The organism is Xanthomonas sp. 3498 (assembly GCF_014199795.1).
GTDB classification, from domain to species: Bacteria; Pseudomonadota; Gammaproteobacteria; order Xanthomonadales; family Xanthomonadaceae; genus Xanthomonas_A; species Xanthomonas_A rydalmerensis.
The window spans coordinates 41851-60256 of record NZ_JACHOH010000006.1 but is presented as its reverse complement, the minus strand read 5'-3'; the positions used below and the strand labels follow the sequence as shown (position 1 = coordinate 60256).

The window sequence follows — 18406 nt, the reverse complement described above, 5'->3', positions numbered from 1 at the left end:
GGCAAGGCGATGGCGGACATTGCAGACCCGACGCGCGCGCGGCCGCAGCAGGCAGCGCCAAATGCCGCACCACCGCGTCTGGGCCTGCCGAACCTGGGCTTCGGCGTCGGCCTGCGCCCGCAGCATCTCCCGGCCATTCTGGCCGGGGGAGCGCGTGTGGACTGGTTCGAGATCATCTCCGAAAACTACATCGAGGACGCCGGCTACCAGCGCGCGATGTTGAACGCGCTCGCCAAGCAGACGCCCATCGTCATGCATGGGGTCTGTCTTTCGATCGGATCGGACGCACCGCTGGATCACGACTATCTCGGCAAGCTCAAGCGCCTGGCGCGCGACGTCGACGCGGCATGGATCTCGGACCATCTGTGCTGGACCGGACTCGGCTCGCACAATGCGCACGATCTGCTGCCGTTGCCGTTCAATGCGGAATCCTTCGCGCATGTGCGCGATCGCGTGCTGCAGGTCCAGGACATCCTGGGCAGGCCGCTGGTGCTGGAGAACCCCTCCAGCTACGTGCAGTTCCAGACCTCGACCATGCCCGAATGGGAGTTCCTCGGCGGCCTGGCCGATGCCACCGACTGCGGCATCCTGCTCGACGTCAACAACGTCTACGTGAGCGCGCACAACCATCGCTTCGATCCCGAGCGCTACCTGCGCGCCCTGCCCGCCGATCACGTGGTGCAACTGCACCTGGCCGGCCCCACCCGCCACGGCGATTGCCTGATCGACACCCACGACCAACCGGTGCCTGGCCGCGTCTGGGAACTGTATGCGCTCGCGCAGCAACTCACCGGCGGCGTGTCCACCCTGCTGGAATGGGACGCCAGGCTGCCGGACTACGACGGCCTGCTGGAAGAACTGGACAAGGCACGCGCCGTCATGGCCGGCACGATGCCGGCCATGGCCGATCCCGTCTGCGCCGAGCACGCCGTGTCCACGCCGTTGCACTACGCATCGAGGGAACCTGCCGATGCCTGACGCCGCCGCCGCCGGAACGGCGCCGGCAGCGCTCGCCCACGTGCAGCGCTGGATGCTGAGCGCCACCACGCATCCTGGCGGACTCGCGGCTGGCCTCCGCTACGCCGGCGACCTGCACGGACTGGATGCCGCCAGGCTGCTGACGTTGCCGGAGGGGGCCGATCCGCAGGCGCGACTGGCGATCTACGCCAACGGCTATTGGCAACGCCTGATCGAGGCGCTGCGTGCCGAATTCCCGGCACTGTGCCGCCTGCTCGGCGACGACCTGTTCGGCTTCTTCGCCCGTGCCTATCTCAGCGCGCACCCGCCGCGTGCGCCATCGCTGCATACGCTGGGTGCGGGATTTCCCGCCTTCCTGCGCGCGTCCCAGCGCCGCCAGGGCCAGGCGCGTGATCGCTTCCCCGTGCAACTGGCGTGGCTGGAGCGCGCCCTGGCCGAGGCCAGCCGTGCCGAGGGCCTGGAAGCCGCAGCGCACGCGCCAGCCGTCGACGCCTCTGCGCTCGCGCTCGGCTGGCCTTGCCGCATCGGCGTGCCGGCGACCACCCGCTTGGCCGTGCTGTCCTATCCATGCGCCGCGTTTCGCGATTGGCTGTCCGGCACCGCGACCTCGGTGCCGGAACCCGCGCAACCCAGCTTCCTGTGCATTGGCCGCCATCGGTTCCGCACCACCATCGCAGCGCTGAGCGATTGGCAGTTCTTCGCGTTGCGCCATGCCGCGCGCGGACGACGTCCACTGCAGGCCTGCGCCCAGGCGGCCGCGCGGCGCACCGGCCGCGATACGGGCGAGGTATTGGCCCTGCTCGCGCTGTGGCTGCCCGATGCGCAGGCATCGAGCCTGGTGACGCTGACACCGCTCAACACGCCCGCACCGCCGGCTTTGCACCTCCCCAGCGCTTTCATCCACCGCGACAAGGACACCGCACATGACTGACATGAACGAAAGTGCGCTCGACACGCACTACCGGAACAGCTTCGGCTGGCTCGCCGGCTACTTGCCGGAAGATCGCAGCGGCCTGCGGCACTGGCATGCCGCGTTTCGCGAACGCGCCCTGCGACACCGCGACGGCACGGCACCCGGTTATGCGCACGATGCCGTGCAACACCTGGCCGACCTGATCGCGACCGACCCGATCGTGCGGATGTACGCGACCGAGGCCATCGCACAGATTGCCCAGCAACCGCCGAACATCACCTCCATCGACGACATGCTGGCGCAACTGGACCTGATCTGCACCACCGCGCCCGAGTACAACGCCAACCCGAACAAGCGCGTGCTGTTTCCCATGTCGGCGTTGTTCGTCGACATGATGGCGACCCCGGCCGGCAAGGCGCTGTTCCGTCTCGACGCCTTCAACGAAGGCCTCCGCGCCATCCTCGAGACCTGGGCCGCCTATCTCGACAGCCCGGCGAGTTGCTCGGTACTGAATCCGGACCCGGTGACCGGTTGGCTCGGCACGGCCGCCATCGCTGAATTCAAGCTCGCCGACTTCGTGATCGACTGGGATGCCAAGTACGGCGGCTTCGACTGCTACAACGCGTTCTTCCATCGCGAGATCCAGTCCAAGGTTCGCCCCATCGCCGGCGTCGGCAACTCCGGCATCGTCACCTCGCCGAACGATGGGACGGTCTACCGCATCGCCACCGGCGTGCAGCAGACCGCGGTGTTCTGGATCAAGGAGAAGGCCTACTCCTTGCAGGACATGCTGGCCAATCCCGACCCGGCGACGCTGCAGCGCTTCGTCGGCGGCACCGTCGTGCAAATCTTCCTGAGCGGTGCCGACTACCACCGCTGGCACGCACCGGTCGACGGCGTACTGGCGTACCGCAACGTGAACGGACTGCTGTTCAGCGAAAACGAGGACAGCACGTTCGATAAAGATGCCGGCGTGGCCTCGCAGGTGTACGGCGCAGCCGTCAACAACCGCGGCATCGTCGCCATCACCGCCGACGACGCGCGGATCGGCACGGTGTTCGTCATGCCGATCGGCATCACCGAGATTTCCTCGCTGACCCAGACCGTGGCCGATGGCCAGCACGTCAGCAAGGGCGAGGAGCTGGGCTATTTCAGCTACGGCGGGTCGACGCTGTGCGTGGTGTTCGAGAAGAAGGTGTCGCTGAACTTCGGCGCTCTCAAGCAGGGCGCGACCCTCCAGGTCAACGCGCAACTGGCGACGGTGAACCTCCCGGTCTGAGCTGTCGCCCGCGCTGCGAACGCGCCAGACGCCGCCGCGGACTTGCGGCTGCGTCCGGTCTCGCCTCCACGCGTCCGCCAGTCCATCGTTGCCACGATCACCAGCCATACCGGCGGCCAGTCGAGCGTCATGCGTCGCCACCTTTCTCCTGGTGGCGCACGGCCAAGAAGAGCGCCTACGACGACGAAGCACACGCCGGCAAGCAGGTGCCGCTGCCGGCGCTACGCAGGTGCTGCGCCTCAGGCCTCCTGCAAGCCGGGCTTGCCGTGGGCGATGGCGTAGCGCCGCCAGCTCTGCAGCGTTCCGTTCGGCCGCATCACCTGATCCAGCGTCTTCATGTCGCCGATCCACGCGTCGCGGCGCACGTCGCACAGCAGATAGCCGCGCTTGTCGGTACTGGCCTTCAGGTGCGGACTGTGTCGCAGCATGTTTTCGGCCACCGCATCCTCGCCGAGGCCATCGGAGCCGGAGGTGATCGAGGTGGCCAGCAGCTCACTGGAGACGATGCCGGAATCGGCGTCGTCCTGCACCAGGTCGCTGGCGAAATGGCGGTGCGCGTCGCCGCAGGTGGTGACCACGTTACCGAAGCCGACCCGCTGGATGTGGTCGAGCAGGCGCCGGCGGCTGGCCAGATAGCCCGACCATTGGTCGTCGGAATACACCACCTCGCCGTTCTTCTCGATCGCGTAGTTGCCCAGCGCGACCTGATGGGCAATGGTGTGCCAGCGCGGCGCCTTGTCGGCCAGGCCGTCGAACAGCCACTGCTCCTGCGCCTCGCCCATGATGCTGCGCGCCGGCGACTGCACCTGGTCGCGCTGCGTCATGTCGACCTGCTTGCTGCGGTACTGGCGGGTATCGAGCAGATGCAGGTCCATCAAGGTGCCGTAGCGGGCGCGCCGGTACAACTGCATGTGGCCGTCGCGCGGAAGCGCAGTGCGGCGCAACGGCATGTTCTCGTAATACGCCTGGAACGCCTGCGCGCGCCGCAACAGGAACACCTCGCTGGGGGTGTCGTCCTGGTCTTCGGCGCCGGCCCAGTTGTTGTCCACTTCGTGGTCGTCGAAGGTCACGAACCACGGCGCGGCGGCATGCGCCGCCTGCAGGTCGGCATCGGACTTGTACTGCGCGTAGCGGCGTCGGTAGTCGTCCAACGTGTAGATCTCCGGACCGACATGATTGCGCAGGTTGGTGAACGGACGGCCGTTCATCGTGCGCGGGCCGGGCCGCGCTGCGCCTTCGTAGATGTAGTCGCCGTAGTGGAAGACGAAATCCAGCGGCTCCTCGGCAACGCACCGCCATGCGGTGTAGTGGCCTTCCTCGTAGTGCTGGCAGCCGGCAACGGCGAAACGCACCCGCTCCACCTTGGCGGTGGCCGCCGGCAGCGTGCAGGTGCGGCCGACCGGGCTGGCGTGATCGCCGATCCTGAAGCGATACCAGTACGGCCTGGCCGGCGACAGACCTTCGAGTTCGACGTGCAGCGCATGGCCCAGTTCCGGATGCGCCAGCGACGATCCGCGTCGCACCAGCGTGGCGAATCCCTCGTCGGCCGCCACCTCCCAGTCGACCACCATCGGCCGCGTCGGCATCCCCCCGCCGTATACCAACGGCTCGGGCGCCAGCCGCGTCCACAGCACCACGCCCTCCGGCGAGGGGTCGCCGGAGGCCACGCCCAGGGTGAACGGCGTGGTCGCGAACCGCGGCGAGGCAAGCAGGTTGCGGGGGAGCAAGGTCTTGGCATCGGTCTGCGTGGCCAGCGCGGAGGCGGTCTGCATCCAGGCGCCGAACGCGGAAAGGCCGGACAGGGCGAGAAAACGCCTGCGATTGAAGGTACTCATGGCGATCGCCTCAGTTGTAGATCACATGGAAGTAGAAGAAACGGCCGTAGTCGTCGATCTCGGTGCGGAAGCGTCCGTTCGGGCCGGTGCTGTAGGTCGGCTGCGTGTTGAACAGGTTCTTGGCCTCGTACTTGAGCGTCACGTGCTTGCCGATCCTGTGGCTGAAGGCCAGGTTGAAGGTCATGTACGGGTCGTAGTACGAATCCAGCCACTGCGTATCGCCGAAGTCGACCAGCATGCGGCTGCGGTAGGTGCCGGAAAAGCGCAGTTGCGCGCTGTGCCAGGGCATGCGCCAGATCAGCGAGCCGTTCAACGACCAGTCCGGCTGGTACAGCAGGCGGTCCAGGCGGCGCTGGCTGCCGTCGGTGATGGTGTAGTTGGTCCGCCCTTGCAGGCGGGTAGCATTGAAATACATGTCCAGGTGCTGATTGCCCCAGCGCAGGTTGCGGTTGGCGACGGACAACTCGATGCCGCGCAGGGTGGACTGATCGGTATTCATCGGCTGGGTCACCCGATAGCGGACGTCGCCGATGGTCTCGTAGGTGGTCAGGGTATAGATGTCGTCCTGGATGACCTTGTCGAACAGCGCCACCGACACCAGGCCGTTGTTGCCGTTGAAGTACAGATCCCAGGCCAGGTCGAGGTTGGTGGCGCGGCGCGGCTTGAGGCCGGCGTTGCCCTGCTGGATGGTGCAGAAGTTCCCGCCCTGCCCATCGTCGCCGCAGTTGGTCTGGGTCGCCTGGGCGATGTTGCTCGGCGTCGGCCGGCCCAGCGTGCGGCTGGCCGACGCGCGCAGGCGCTGGTCGTCGCTGAGCTTGAAGGTGGCGTTCAGCGACGGCAGCACATTGGCGTAGCCGCCCGTGTTCTTGCGCAGGTCGGCGCTGTAGGTGGCGCCGCCATCGGCGCTGAAGGGGCTATACGCGTCGAAGCGCGTGTGGTCGTAGCGCAGGCCGCCGATCAGCAGCAGCCGCTCCCACGCATAATGCGCCGAGACGTAGGCATTGCCGATGTCCTCGACGTACCGGTAGTCGCTGGTGAGGTTGGCGTTCGGGTAGGCGGCGTTGTTGTTGCCCAGCGTCGGCAGCAGCTGCTCGGTCCACAGGCGGTTGTCGATCAGCGGAAAGCCCGGCACGCTGCCGACCAGGGTCGCGCCGGGATACAGATAGCGATTGAGCGTGGCGCCGGTCTTGTAGTAGGTGAAGTCGATGTTCTGCCAGATGTCCAGGCGGCGGTACTCGGCGCCGGTGGCCAGGCCGAAGCCACGCGCGTCGGCGTCGATGTTGTGGGTGAAATCCACGCGCACATCGTCGATGCTTTCCTGCGCGTCGCGCGGAGAGATGTAGGCCTGCGCCGGATTGAGCTTGAACGCCGAGGTGGTCAGCAGGCTCGGATCGGACACGCCGACCGCGTTCGGAAAACCGTTGCCGTCGTTGGCGTAGTCGACGAACAGCCTGCTCGGATACGCGCGCACGCCCCAGTACACCTGGGTGTTGTCGAACGTCTCTTCGGTATGACCGGCGCGCAGGCTGAGCCGCGAGCGCTCGCCCACGTCCCAGTCGAACACGGCGATGGCGCCGCGGTTGCTGCGATCCCAGCGGTCGTGCCGGTTCTTGATGTAGATGCTGTTGATCTGGGTGGTGCCGCCGTCCTCGCTGGCGTTGCGGATCGGGAACTTCGGATTGGAGTACAGGTCGGTCTTGTTCATCGTCGAGTTCTCGTAGAACCGGTACGAGTACAGCAGCAACGAGGCGTAGAACGGATCCTGCGACGGCTTCCACTCCAGCTTGGCCGACCCACCGAAGTTGGTGATGTAATTGGTATAGGTGCCGGTGCTGAAATTGCCCGGCGCACGCAGACCGTTCCAGCCGGCGGCCGCCTCGGGATCGGTGGTGCCGTCGGTCAGGTACTTGCCTGCGGCGTCGAAGTAATAGTTCGATTCCACCCAGCGCTTGATGCTGTTGCGCGAGCGTTGCTCATAGCGCGCCACCGCCACGACCCCGAATTCCTGATCGGCCCCGAACTGGTTGGAGAACACCGCCTTGGCGCTCTTGCCGAAGTGTCCCAGCGTCTTGTGGTCGCCGCCGGCGCTGCGGCCGACGTCGGTTTCGGCGGTGGAGTAGATGCCGGCGAGATCGGCGAAGACGTAGCGGCCCGAGCGATCGAAGGCGCTGCGGCTGACGATGTCGATCACCCCGCCGATGGCATCCGGCGCCTGCTCCGCACTGAAGCTCTTGTAGATGTCGGTGCGGGTGCCGATGTCGCTGGGAATGAGTTGCAGGTTGTTCATGCGCTCGCCCGAGCCGCTGCCGCCCACGCTGGCGATCGCGATCCCGTCGATGGTGGTGTAGTTGAGGTTGGGCTGCACGCCGCGCACGGTCACGTAGCGCGGCTCGCCCGCGTCCTCCACCGCGCTCACCCCCGGCGCGGCCATGAGGCTCTCGGCCAGCGTCTCGTCGCCGTAGCTGTCCATCTCGTCGTAGATCACCGAGTCCTTGATGCCCGGAGATTGCTTCTTCTGCTCGATCACCTCGTGCGCGGCGATCACGTTCACCGCATCCAGCGTCGGTGCCGCACTTTCCTGCTCGGCGCCCGGCTGCGGCGCGGCCGTCTGCGGCACATCGCGTGGCGGCGGCGCGGAATCGATCGCGATGACGTTGCCGTCCACCACCGAATAGCGCAGGCCGGTGCCTGCCAGCAGTGCCTCCAGCGCCTGCTTGACCGTCGACCCCGCCGCCACCGCGCCGCCCGTGCGCGGGGAGCCGTTGGGCGAGTACAGGAACTGCACGCCTGACTCACGCGACAGCTGCTGCAGCGCGCGGCTCAGCGGTTGCGCGGCGATCGGCGTGGTGATCTTCGCGGCCAGCGCATCCGGCGTCGCGGTCTGGGCCTGGCCGAGGAAGGCGTGGGAGAGGACGATGGCCAGGGCGATCGACAGGGAGAGCGGCTTCCGCATCACGGTTCCTTGAGGGAGAGAGGATGTCGACGCCGCGTCGCGGAACGACAGCGGCTTCTCCTTAAGAAAGAGCGGGCAAGCGCCGGGATGGAGAACGCGGATTCGATGAATTTTTTCTGACAACGTCCGCGGCATGCTCAGCGGCTGGAAACGCGCACCGTGTCGCCATCGCGCTGCACCACCAAGCGCGGGTCGCGCTGCAGGAAGGCTTGCAGGGCCGAGACCCGGTGCGCGTCCAGGCTGCCGGACAGGCGCGCCGATGCAGCCGCCTGGTCCGCGATCACCACCTGTACCGTGTTGTGGCGATTGAACGCCTGCGCGACCTCGTCCAGGCGTTCGTCGAGAAAGGAAATCTTGCGCTGCTGCCAGTCCAGCAGCATCGAGGCCGGCATGCTCAGCGGCCGCACCACCAGGCTGCCGTGATCGACCGTGGCCACCCGACCGGCATCCAGCCGCGCCAGGCAACGCGCATTCTCGCCATTGCTGCAGACCTCCACTGCACCGGACACCACCCCGATCCGGGTGTCCTGCAACCGGCGCGCGACGTCGAACACGGTGCCGATGTCGCGGATGTGCAGCCCGTCGACCTGCACCTGGAAGGGGCGCCGGTCCGCTGCGATGTCGAAACTGGCCTCCCCGCGCAGCAATTCGGCGCGCCGGGCCAGCCATCCCAGCCGCACGCGCACCACGCTGTCCGCGTTGAGCCGCACCCGGCTGCCATCGGCCAGGGTGAACGCGCGCAGCTGTCCGTGCCCGGCCTGCAACAGCAGTTCCGGCGATTGCAGATGCGCCAGCAGGACGCCCAGGGCGATCGCCACGCAGGCCGCCGCCGCAATCGCCACCTGCCAGCGTCGACGCGGACGCCGGGCGGCCGGTGCGGCATCACGCGATCCCGTGCCGGAGAACAGCGGCACGACCTTGGCGCGGGACGGATGCGCGGCGACGGCGGCTTGGCCGGCCGCCGCATCCTGCCGCCGCCGCGGGCTCATGGCCTCGCCCACTTCGCGATGCAGGCGCGAGGCGCGCAGGTATTCGCGCACATGTTCGGGCGAACGCTGCATCCACTCCAGGAACGCCAGACGCTCGGGCTCGCCCAATGGCGCCTCGCGATGACGCAGGAACCAGGCCGCCGCCTGCTCGGCCACGGTGCCGTCCATGGTGGGTGGCGCTTGGCTCATGCCTCACCCCGGATGCGCAACCTCGCCCTGCACGCCTGCAGGCCCCTGCCGATGTGCTTGCGCACCATGTGCACGGACACGTCCATCCGCGCGCTGATCTGCTGGCACTCCAGTCCGTCGCGATAGTGCAGTTCCATCATCTGGCGGGTGGCCGGCGGCAGTTGCGCGATGGTGTTGCGGATGGCGCTCCAACGCTGCCGGCGTTCGAACTCGCCCTCCACGTCCTCTTCGCTTTCGAGCACTTCGGCCAGCAGCTCGACATCCTCCAGCGGCGGCAGCGCAGCGCGCGAGCGCGCATGTTCGCGCGCCAGGTTGGCCGCCACGGTATAGAGATAGGCTTCCGGGTTGGCGACGGCCTCGGCGTTCTCGCCGGTGCTGCGCAACAGGCGCAGATAGACCTCCTGCGCAAGATCCTCGGCGTCCTCGGCATGCGATCCGCGGCGCAGGAAGAAGCCACGCAGCAGGCGCCCCCGCAGCGCATAGCTCTTTTCCCATACCCTCGCGCCACTCACGACCGCTCCAACCGCGTCCAGAGATGGAAACAGGTGATCTTCCGGGGAGAAGATGACGCCACGATTTCATCGCCAGGTCGGCCCCCGCATGACCTGGGATCCGTATGCGATGCAAGCCTCCGCTATCGCTCGGGGTTCGACGAGGCGGCGTTCGCTGTTTGTCAGGGTCCGGCAGTAGCTGGGGGGCGGCAACTGGCGTTGAGTCGCGCAACGAGTTGCATACGCGCGTCGCCGACCGCGGCGCCCAGAATCCCCGTTGCATCGGAGGTGGATGAGTTCCAGTTGATTCTGGCCGACTGCCCGCGCGCAACGAACGCCGAGGCACCGTGGGGCCGAATCTCGAATGCCGCCACCCCGGTGACGGTTGCGGGCAAGGCGCTCAGATAGAGCTTCTGAATGCTGATCGTCACCGATGGCGCGTCCGCATCGCGCGACCAGCCCACCGATCCCAGCGCCTCACGGACGCTGGCAGCGATGTCAGGAAAGGCATACGTGCGCTTACCAAGCATTCCCACCTCCGTGGTCGATCGCGCATCGACGATCCGACCCAGCCGGTAGGGGCAGCGCAGACCGGAGTTGACCGTCGTCGGCAGATGCAGCACCTCCGCGCGCTCCATGCGGGTAGCGCAGCCACTGAGCGATAGCAGCAGGCTGAGCGAAGCGGCGATGCGGATCATCAGGGATGGGCCGCTTGGCCTTGAGGAATCGGTTGGTCCTTCGGCCTGTATGTTTCCCAGAAGGTCTTGCGCCGGACCGGCACCGTGGACACGGACGTCTCTGCAGGCGCCTGCACTGGGTGGGCAGCCGTGTCGACGGCCGCAGACGCGACCACGCTCGGAGCCGGTTCGCCGTGCGACACGGCGGCGACCTGCACGATGGACGTGTCAGCGCTCGACAGAGTCGGCGCGACCGCCTGGGATGCCATTGCATCGGCGGCAACCGGCCGGTCCGCAACGGCCACCGTCAACGCTGCCGGCTGATAGTCGGAACGCAACCACTGGTACCCGGTGATGGCCTGAAAGCGCGTGTTGCCAGCACGCACCCACACCACGTCCCCGTCGCGCCGCTCGATGCGGCCAGACACACTCCGCCCGGCAATGTCCGATTTTCCCTTGATCTTCTGGTCCCATTGCTGGCGACCTTCTGCAGAAAAGTCGTAGACCATCATGGCAACGGCCTGGTCGATCGATTGATCGAGCAACCCGCCCATCCGCGCTGCTCCCAGATCGAGCCAAGGCCTGCTTTCGCCCGGGGCGGGCAACTGGAAACTGGAGCGAACAGCATAAGGACGCGAGAACAGGAACCTGGTCTTGACCGTTCCGTTCTTTATCTGGCGATCTTCGATCGTCACATTGAGCAGAACATAGGCCGTGCCCATCGCATCGCCCATGGCGTACCGCGGCCTGATGACCAAGACATGCTTCGGCATGCCATCCAGGTCCTGCCGTGCCTCCCAAGGCGCATGAACGACCGTGATCACAGGGCGATCGGCGATTCCCGAGCCAGGCAGTCGGCGTTGCAGGGATCGCATCAACGGCGTTTCGAAATCGTAGCCGACCATCATGTTGCGCAACGGCAGCACGGTAGCTTCGGCAGTCTTGTTCTTCGCGTTCTGCACGGCAGTTCCGATCAGGGCACCGACCAGCCCGAACTGCATCCCCATCTCCATCGCGGTTGACGAGACATCGATCGCCAGTTCCTGCTGGGTGAGTTGCACCTCGACCGGCATGTCGGACGCCAATGGCAACGGCAACGCATTGTCGCGGGCCATCGAAGACGCACAGAAAACGCTCAGCCCTAAGGCCAAGCACAGTCGCTTGAACATCGTTATCCCCCTGAGTCGGCACCGGCCAGCCGGCGGCGTGCCCGCCGGCCTCCCCGATTCGGCAGTCTAGCCACGCCACCTGGGTTGAGTAAAGGCGAGCGATCGCGCACCTCGATGCCCAGCATCCCGTGACAGGCAATGGCGGCGACGGTCGGCGCATGGGTGCGATCAAGTCATGGGCGCTATCAAGAACAGGCGCGACGCGCCGACAACATACAAATGGGCCAACCGATGGCGCATTCCGCGCAACAACGTCGACATCGGCCTTGTAATGATCGCGACATCATTACTCTTTCAGCACTTTAGCAACGGGTCGCCGGCATGGCCGCGGTACGCTCAACCCCGGACGGAACGATGGGCATGCTGGGCCGGTATCTCTTCTATTTTTTCGCCTGCGCGCTGATCAACTATCTCGCGCTGCTGGAACAGAGCGCAGTTGGCCTGATCTTCTTCTGGCCCGGCAATGCCCTGGGCGCGCTGCTCGCGCTGCACTGGCGCAGCCGCGACCGCCGCTGGGCTCCCTTGCGGCATGGCGCATTCTTGCTGCTGTTCTTTGCCGGCCATTATGCGACCTCGCTGCTGGTGCCGCAGCCGATGACGCCGCAGCAGCAATTCTGGGCATGTCTGTTCGATACGCTGCATGTCGCCTCCTACGGTATTGCGATGCGGCTCGTGGTGCGGCACCGGCACTGGTTCGCGCCCTACCGTCGCACCGCCCTGCTGATCGCGCCGGTGCTTCTGTCGGTCCTTGCCTCGGGAGCGTGCGTCGGGCTGCTTCTCAACCGCCTGGTTCCCCTCGGCACGACCGGTTTCGTCGTCATCGACTGGATCAGCGAACAGTTCCTCACCTGCCTGGTGGTCACCCTGATCTTCCATGGCGGCGTGCGGAGCAACTGGATCGCCGAACGGCGGCGCCACGACCGCCCCGCGGTCCTGCTGATCGCCGCGCTGGTGCTGGCGCAACTCATGCTGACCTTCAGCCCCTGGCTGACGATCACCTCGATCGCCGCCATTCCTGCCCTCGTCGCACTGGCACGGTTCGACTTCAAGGGCACCGTGCTGGTGACCGGACTGTGCATGACCCTGCCGACGCTGTCGCGCGTGCACTTCTACGTGGTCACCAACAACTACCAGAAGAGCGCCAACTTCTACCAGGAGATCTTCGCGCACCGGATCGAATTCGCCATCGTGGCGATCCTGGTGGTGTTCATGGCGGAACTGCTGGGTCAGAAGCACCGCCTGCTGGTGAAGACCACCTACCAGGCCGAGACCGATCGCCTGACCCGCCTGTACAACCGCGCCTTCATGGTCAAGGCCATCGATCGACTGCCGCCGGGGAGCAGGCTCGGACTCGCGGTCCTGGATATCGACGATTTCAAGAAGATCAACGACACCTACGGCCATGCCGTCGGCGATCGCATCCTGCTGATGGTATCGGCGGTCCTGCAACGCAGCGCGCACGCCACCGGCATCGCGGCGCGCTGGGGCGGCGAGGAGTTCCTGATCGCGCTACCCGACATCTCGATGGACGACTTCCTCATCGCCTGCGACCGCCTGGTCGCCGATGTCCGCAGCCAGCCGGACGAGCGCAGCAGCGGCCTCCCGCAAGTGACCATCAGCCTCGGCGGTGTCCACATCGAGCGCTTCGAGCGCGCCGCCTTCGAACACGCGTTCTCCGCCGCCGATGCACAACTGTACCAGGCCAAGCGCGAGGGCAAGGACCGCGCCCGCTTGCTGCGCATGCAGCAGGTGCCTGCTCTCGGCGGCTGAACCGGCAGCACGCGCGGCACGACCCGTCGCCCGTCCTGCTCTACGCGCGGTCGCCGCGCATGCAGCGGCTCACATGGGCCGCCAATCGGCGCGACGGCTCCATCGTCCATGCCCACGGTGCCCCGATCGCACGGCACCGGCGCTCCGGCCTCGCGACCCACCCGACCAGCCGCAACCCCAATCCACTAAACTTGCCTCCCCCACGGGCGGCCCGCCGCCCCATGCCCTGTCGCACCGGCGGCGCGCGCCATGCGCCCGCCGCCCCGCACGTCCGCACGAAGGCGCCATGACCTCCGAGAAAGTCCCCGAACACACCCCGCTCATGAAGCAGTTCTTCGCCGCCAAGTCCGAGTACCCGGACCTGCTGCTGTTTTTCCGCATGGGCGATTTCTACGAACTGTTCTACGACGACGCGCGCAAGGCCGCGCGGCTGCTGGACATCACCCTGACCCAGCGCGGCAGTTCCGGCGGCGCGCCGATTCCGATGGCCGGGGTGCCGGTGCATGCCTACGAGGGCTATCTGGCGCGGCTGGTGGCGCTGGGCGAGTCGGTGGCGATCTGCGAGCAGATCGGCGATCCGGCGCTGGCCAAGGGCCTGGTCGAGCGCAAGGTGGTGCGCATCGTCACCCCGGGCACGGTGACCGACGAGGCCTTGCTGGACGAGCGCCGCGACACTTTGCTGATGGCCATCGCGCGCACCAAGCAGGGTTACGGCCTGGCCTGGGCCGACCTGGCCGGCGGCCGTTTCCTGGTCAACGAGGTGGACAGCGAGGACGCGCTGGAAGCCGAACTGGCGCGACTGGAGCCGGCCGAGCTGCTGGTGCCCGACGAGGACCAATGGCCGGAATTCCTGCGCGAGCGCCGCGGCGTGCGACGCCGTCCGCCGTGGCTGTTCGACGCCGACAGCGGCCGCCGCCAGTTGCTGGCGTTCTTCCAGCTGCACGATCTGAGCGGCTTCGGCATCGACGACAAGCCGCGCGCCACCGCCGCCGCTGGCGCCCTGCTCGGCTACGTGGAGGAAACCCAGAAGCAACGTCTGCCGCACCTGACCGCGATCGCGATGGAGACCGCCAGCGAGGCGATCGCGATGAACGCGGCCACGCGTCGTCATCTTGAATTGGACACGCGGGTCGACGGCGACACCCGCAACACCCTGCTCGGCGTGCTCGACAGCACGGTCACGCCGATGGGCGGGCGCCTGCTGCGGCGCTGGCTGCACCGTCCGCTGCGCCTGCGCGAGGTGCTGGTGCAGCGTCACCACGCGGTCGGCACGTTGATCGACCGCGGCGCCGATGCCGACCTGCGCGAGGCGTTCCGCGCGCTCGGCGACGTCGAGCGCATCCTCACCCGCGTCGCCCTGCGCTCGGCGCGTCCGCGTGACTTCTCCACCCTGCGCGACGGCCTGGGCCTGCTGCCGAAGGTGCGCGCGATCCTGGCGCCGCTGGATTCGCCGCGGCTGGCGGCACTGGCGGCGGAGCTGGGCCAGCACGACGAGATCGCGCACCTGCTGGCGTCGGCGATCGCCGAACAGCCGCCGCTCAAGCTCAACGACGGCGGCGTCATCGCCGCCGACTACGACGCCGAGCTGGACGAACTGCGCCGGCTCAGCACCCACGCCGACCAGTTCCTGATCGATCTGGAAGCGCGCGAGCGCGCCAGCAGCGGCATCGCCACGCTGAAGGTCGGCTACAACCGCGTGCACGGCTACTACATCGAGATCAGCAAGGGCCAGGCCGACAAGGCGCCGGTGCACTACAGCCGGCGCCAGACCCTGACCAACGCCGAGCGCTACATCACCGAGGAACTGAAGAACTTCGAGGACAAGGTGCTGTCGGCGCGCGAGCGTGCGCTGTCGCGCGAGAAGCTGCTCTACGAAGGCCTGCTCGACACGCTGGGCGAGCGCCTGGAGCCGCTCAAGCGTGCCGCCGCCGCGCTCAGCGAACTGGACGTGCTGGCCGGCTTCGCCGAACGCGCGCAGGCGCTGGACTGGACCCAGCCGGAGCTGGACAGCGGTGCCTGCCTGCGCATCGAACGCGGCCGCCACCCGGTGGTGGAAGCGGTGCGCGAGCAACCGTTCGAGCCGAACGATCTGGATCTTCATCCGGACCGACGCATGCTGGTGATCACCGGTCCGAACATGGGCGGTAAATCGACCTACATGCGCCAGAACGCGTTGATCGTGCTGCTCGCGCACATCGGCAGCTATGTGCCGGCGCGGCGCGCGGTGATCGGCCCGATCGACCGCATCCTCACCCGCATCGGCGCCGGCGACGACCTGGCCCGCGGCCAGTCCACCTTCATGGTCGAGATGGCCGAGACCAGCTACATCCTGCACCACGCCACCGCGCAATCGCTGGTGCTGATGGACGAGATCGGCCGCGGCACTTCCACCTACGACGGCCTGGCCCTGGCCGATGCGGTGGCGCGCCATCTCGCCCACCACAACCGCTGCTACACGCTGTTCGCCACGCACTATTTCGAGCTGACCGCATTGGCCGACGAATCGGTCGAAGGCGGCCCCAGCGGGATCGCCAACGTGCATCTGGACGCGGTCGAGCACGGCGACCGCCTGGTGTTCATGCACGCGGTCAAGGACGGTCCGGCCAACCGCAGCTTCGGCCTGCAGGTCGCGGCGCTGGCCGGCCTGCCCAAGACCACGGTGGCGCAGGCGCGGCGGCGCCTGGCGGAGCTGGAGCAACGCGGCGGCGAGAGCCATGCCTCGCAGATGGCGCCGCAGGCCCTGGACGCGCCGCAGCAGTTCGGCCTGTTCGCGGCCACGCCCTCCGCAGCACAGGAAGCGCTGGCCGCGCTGGATCCGGACGAACTCACGCCCAAGCAGGCGCTGGAAGCGCTGTACCGGCTCAAGTCGCTGCTGTAGGGCGGCGTACGATTTAGCCCCTCTCCCATCGGGAGAGGGGTTGGGGTGAGGGTACGGGGCGCGCAGCGCCTGCACTGATCTGGCAATGCGAGACTGTGCCCGTACCCTCATCCGCCCCTGCGGGGCACCTTCTCCCGACGGGAGAAGGGAACAGCCGAGCCCCTGGGTTGGGGTGAGGGTGCGGGGCGCGCAGCGCCTGCATTGATCTGGCAATGCGAGGCTGTGCCCGTACTCTCATCCGCCCCTGCGGGGCACCTTCCCCCGGAGGGAGAAGGGAAGCGCCGAACCCCTCTCCCACCGGGAGAGGGGTTGGGGTGAGGGTACGGGGCGCGCAGCGCCTGCATTGATCTGGCAATGCGAGGCTGTGCCCGTACCCTCATCCGCTCCTGCGGGGCACCTTCCCCCGGAGGGAGAAGGGAAGCGCCGAGCCCCTCTCCCATCGGGAGAGGGGTTGGGGTGAGGGTACGGGGCGCGCAGCGCCTGCACTGATCTGGCAATGCGAGGCTGCGCCCCGCACCCTCATCCGCCCCTGCGGGGCACCTTCTCCCGGAGGGAGAAGGAAAGCGCCGAGCCCCTCTCCCACCGGGAGAGGGGTTGCCGCACGGCACCCCCAACCGCGGTGGTCCACCTTCCGCTAGGCGGTCGCCGGCACGGCGTTCGGGCGCGGCATGAACGGATTCGGATGCGCAGCCAGCAACGCATCGTCGATGGCCGCGGCACGCTGCGCCGCCGGCCGTGCCATGTGCCGCTGCACGAAGGCGACAAACGCCGGCCGCGCCTGCAGCACGCCGATGCGCGTGTAGAAGCCAAGGAACGCGGCGGCATACAGGTCGGCCGCACTGAAGCGGTCGCCGGCCAGGTGCTCGCGACCGGCGACGCCCTGCTCCAGCATGTCCAGCAGATCCTCGCCGTGGCCGTAGCCCGCACTGTGCGCCGGCGCCAGGGTGCCGTGCTGCCTGGCGGTGAGAAACGCCTCGGCCGGCCCGGCCAGCAGGAACAGCCAGCGGTAGTACTCGCCCCGCGCCGGCGATCCCAGCGGCGGCGCCAGTTGCCGCTCCGGCACCAGGTCGGCCAGGTAGGCGCAGATCGCCGCGTTCTCGGTGACGGTGGTGGTGCCGTGGACCAGCGCCGGCACCTTGCCCATCGGGTTGATCGCCAGATAGTCGGGCGACTTCATGCCGGTGCCGTAGTCGAGGATCTGCGCGCCGTACGCCAGGCCGGTTTCTTCGAGCATCCAGCGCGCGATGCGACCGCGCGACATGGGGTGGGTGTAGAGCACAAGATCGTGGGACATGGTCGGACTCCGTGGTGGACGCCACGCAGTCTGCGCGCGCCCTGCTGACACCTGCTGTCAGGAGCCGACGCCGTGTCCGGTGGCGGCGCGCCAGCGCCGGATCAGCAGATGCCGCCGCGTCGGATAGCGTTCGCCGTCGTCGTGCAGCGCCAGCACCCGGTCGGCGCGGAAATGACGGAAGTCGCCGCGCAGTTCGCACCACGCCGCAATCATGCCGAAGCCGCCCAGGAAGGCCATCGCGAACGGCCAGATGCGCCGTTGCGAGGCGACGCCGCCGGCATCGGCGTAGTCCATGTGCAGCACATGCTCCAGGCGGATGCCACGACGCAGGACCGGCAGCCACGGCGCCGCCGGCTGCGCGGGCGGGGCCGCGGGCACCAGCAACCCGCTGGTCTCCAGCGCCAGCCGCAACGGCGCCGGCAATGACGCCCCGATCCGGGTGATGGCGCGCTGCGCCGCCTGCGCCAGTTCCGGATCGGCCTGGCTCGCCACCCAGCGCGCGCCCAGGGTCAACGCCTCCAGCTCGTCCTCGCTGAAGTTCAGCTCCGGCAGCAGGAAGCCCGGGCGCAACACGTAGCCCACGCCCGGGTCGCCGAGGATGTCGGCGCCCTGCCCGCGCAGGCTGGCGATGTCGCGGTACAGCGTGCGCAGGCTCACCCCCAGGTCGGCGGCGAGCTGCGCCCCGGCCACAGGCCGGCGGCGCCCGCGCAGGGCGTCGAGCAGGCGCAGCAGACGGGTGGCGCGTTGGGTCATCGCGACAGGATAGTGGGCAGGCGCCGCCAACGGGAGGCACTGTTGCGTCAGGCATCGCCCGCCTGTCGCTGCATTCCGATCGGTGTCGCACGGCGCAGCGACGCTGTCGCCTGGAGGAAACAGGGACTTCTATACTCGACGGCGAACGCGCCGCCCCGCTCCGTCGCAAACGGAGCCGCGGACACCAGCACACGCCGCACGCGTCCGCGACGGCTACATCCAACGAGGGAACGCATGC

Annotated in this window: 13 protein-coding genes; 5 read left to right on the top strand and 8 right to left on the bottom strand. The window is 67.8% G+C overall.

The features are described from left to right. Positions 1 to 9 precede the first annotated feature (9 nt). Genes GGR66_RS16240 through GGR66_RS16230 form a run of 3 tightly spaced genes read left to right on the top strand, consistent with a single transcriptional unit; the run spans position 10 to position 3170 of the window. Positions 10 to 978: a DUF692 domain-containing protein gene (locus tag GGR66_RS16240; protein ID WP_184449094.1), complete on the top strand. Its 969-nt coding sequence runs from the start codon at positions 10 to 12 to the stop codon at positions 976 to 978. Beyond that, positions 971 to 1909, top strand: a complete 939-nt coding sequence (locus GGR66_RS16235; RefSeq protein WP_255421736.1) for a DNA-binding domain-containing protein — start codon at positions 971 to 973, stop codon at positions 1907 to 1909. The genes GGR66_RS16240 and GGR66_RS16235 overlap by 8 nt, the downstream gene beginning before the upstream one ends. Then, positions 1902 to 3170 (top strand): phosphatidylserine decarboxylase family protein, encoded by a 1269-nt coding sequence (locus GGR66_RS16230; protein ID WP_184449092.1) that lies wholly within the window; start codon positions 1902 to 1904, stop codon positions 3168 to 3170. Before GGR66_RS16235 ends, GGR66_RS16230 begins: the two co-directional genes overlap by 8 nt. Positions 3171 to 3409: 239 nt before the next feature. Here GGR66_RS16230 and GGR66_RS16225 read toward each other — a convergent pair whose 3' ends face one another. From GGR66_RS16225 to GGR66_RS16200, 6 genes are all read right to left on the bottom strand, one after another. Beyond that, a complete protein-coding gene (locus tag GGR66_RS16225) occupies positions 3410 to 5005 on the bottom strand; it encodes an alkaline phosphatase D family protein (RefSeq protein WP_184449090.1) in 1596 nt (531 codons plus the stop codon). Between the two features lie 10 nt (positions 5006 to 5015). Beyond that, positions 5016 to 7958 carry a TonB-dependent receptor gene (locus GGR66_RS16220; RefSeq protein ID WP_184449088.1) on the bottom strand — a complete coding sequence of 981 codons (2943 nt, stop codon included), beginning with the start codon at positions 7956 to 7958 and terminating at the stop codon, positions 5016 to 5018. Positions 7959 to 8095: 137 nt separating this feature from the next. Next, on the bottom strand, positions 8096 to 9136 hold the full coding sequence (locus tag GGR66_RS16215; RefSeq protein WP_184449086.1) for a FecR domain-containing protein: 1041 nt from the start codon (positions 9134 to 9136) through the stop codon (positions 8096 to 8098). Further along, positions 9133 to 9648 (bottom strand): RNA polymerase sigma factor, encoded by a 516-nt coding sequence (locus GGR66_RS16210; protein WP_184449084.1) that lies wholly within the window; start codon positions 9646 to 9648, stop codon positions 9133 to 9135. The genes GGR66_RS16215 and GGR66_RS16210 overlap by 4 nt, the downstream gene beginning before the upstream one ends. A 161-nt stretch (positions 9649 to 9809) precedes the next feature. Continuing rightward, positions 9810 to 10325: a hypothetical protein gene (locus GGR66_RS16205; protein ID WP_184449082.1), complete on the bottom strand. Its 516-nt coding sequence runs from the start codon at positions 10323 to 10325 to the stop codon at positions 9810 to 9812. Further along, positions 10325 to 11473, bottom strand: coding sequence for a hypothetical protein (locus GGR66_RS16200; RefSeq protein ID WP_184449080.1), 1149 nt, complete (start codon positions 11471 to 11473; stop codon positions 10325 to 10327). Before GGR66_RS16200 ends, GGR66_RS16205 begins: the two co-directional genes overlap by 1 nt. Positions 11474 to 11827: 354 nt before the next feature. Here GGR66_RS16200 and GGR66_RS16195 point away from each other — a divergent pair, with 354 nt between their 5' ends. Both GGR66_RS16195 and mutS read left to right on the top strand, forming a co-directional pair. Then, positions 11828 to 13243, top strand: coding sequence for a diguanylate cyclase (locus GGR66_RS16195; RefSeq protein ID WP_184449078.1), 1416 nt, complete (start codon positions 11828 to 11830; stop codon positions 13241 to 13243). A 286-nt stretch (positions 13244 to 13529) separates the two neighbouring features. After that, entirely contained in the window at positions 13530 to 16121 is a 2592-nt protein-coding gene (mutS, locus tag GGR66_RS16190; protein ID WP_184449076.1) for a DNA mismatch repair protein MutS, read from the top strand. Between the two features lie 634 nt (positions 16122 to 16755). Here the strand turns inward: mutS and GGR66_RS16185 are convergent. Further along, positions 16756 to 17415 carry a glutathione S-transferase family protein gene (locus tag GGR66_RS16185; RefSeq protein WP_184449074.1) on the bottom strand — a complete coding sequence of 220 codons (660 nt, stop codon included), beginning with the start codon at positions 17413 to 17415 and terminating at the stop codon, positions 16756 to 16758. Positions 17416 to 17472: 57 nt separating this feature from the next. Further along, on the bottom strand, positions 17473 to 18168 hold the full coding sequence (locus tag GGR66_RS16180; protein ID WP_167087363.1) for a YafY family protein: 696 nt from the start codon (positions 18166 to 18168) through the stop codon (positions 17473 to 17475). Positions 18169 to 18406: the final 238 nt, after the last annotated feature.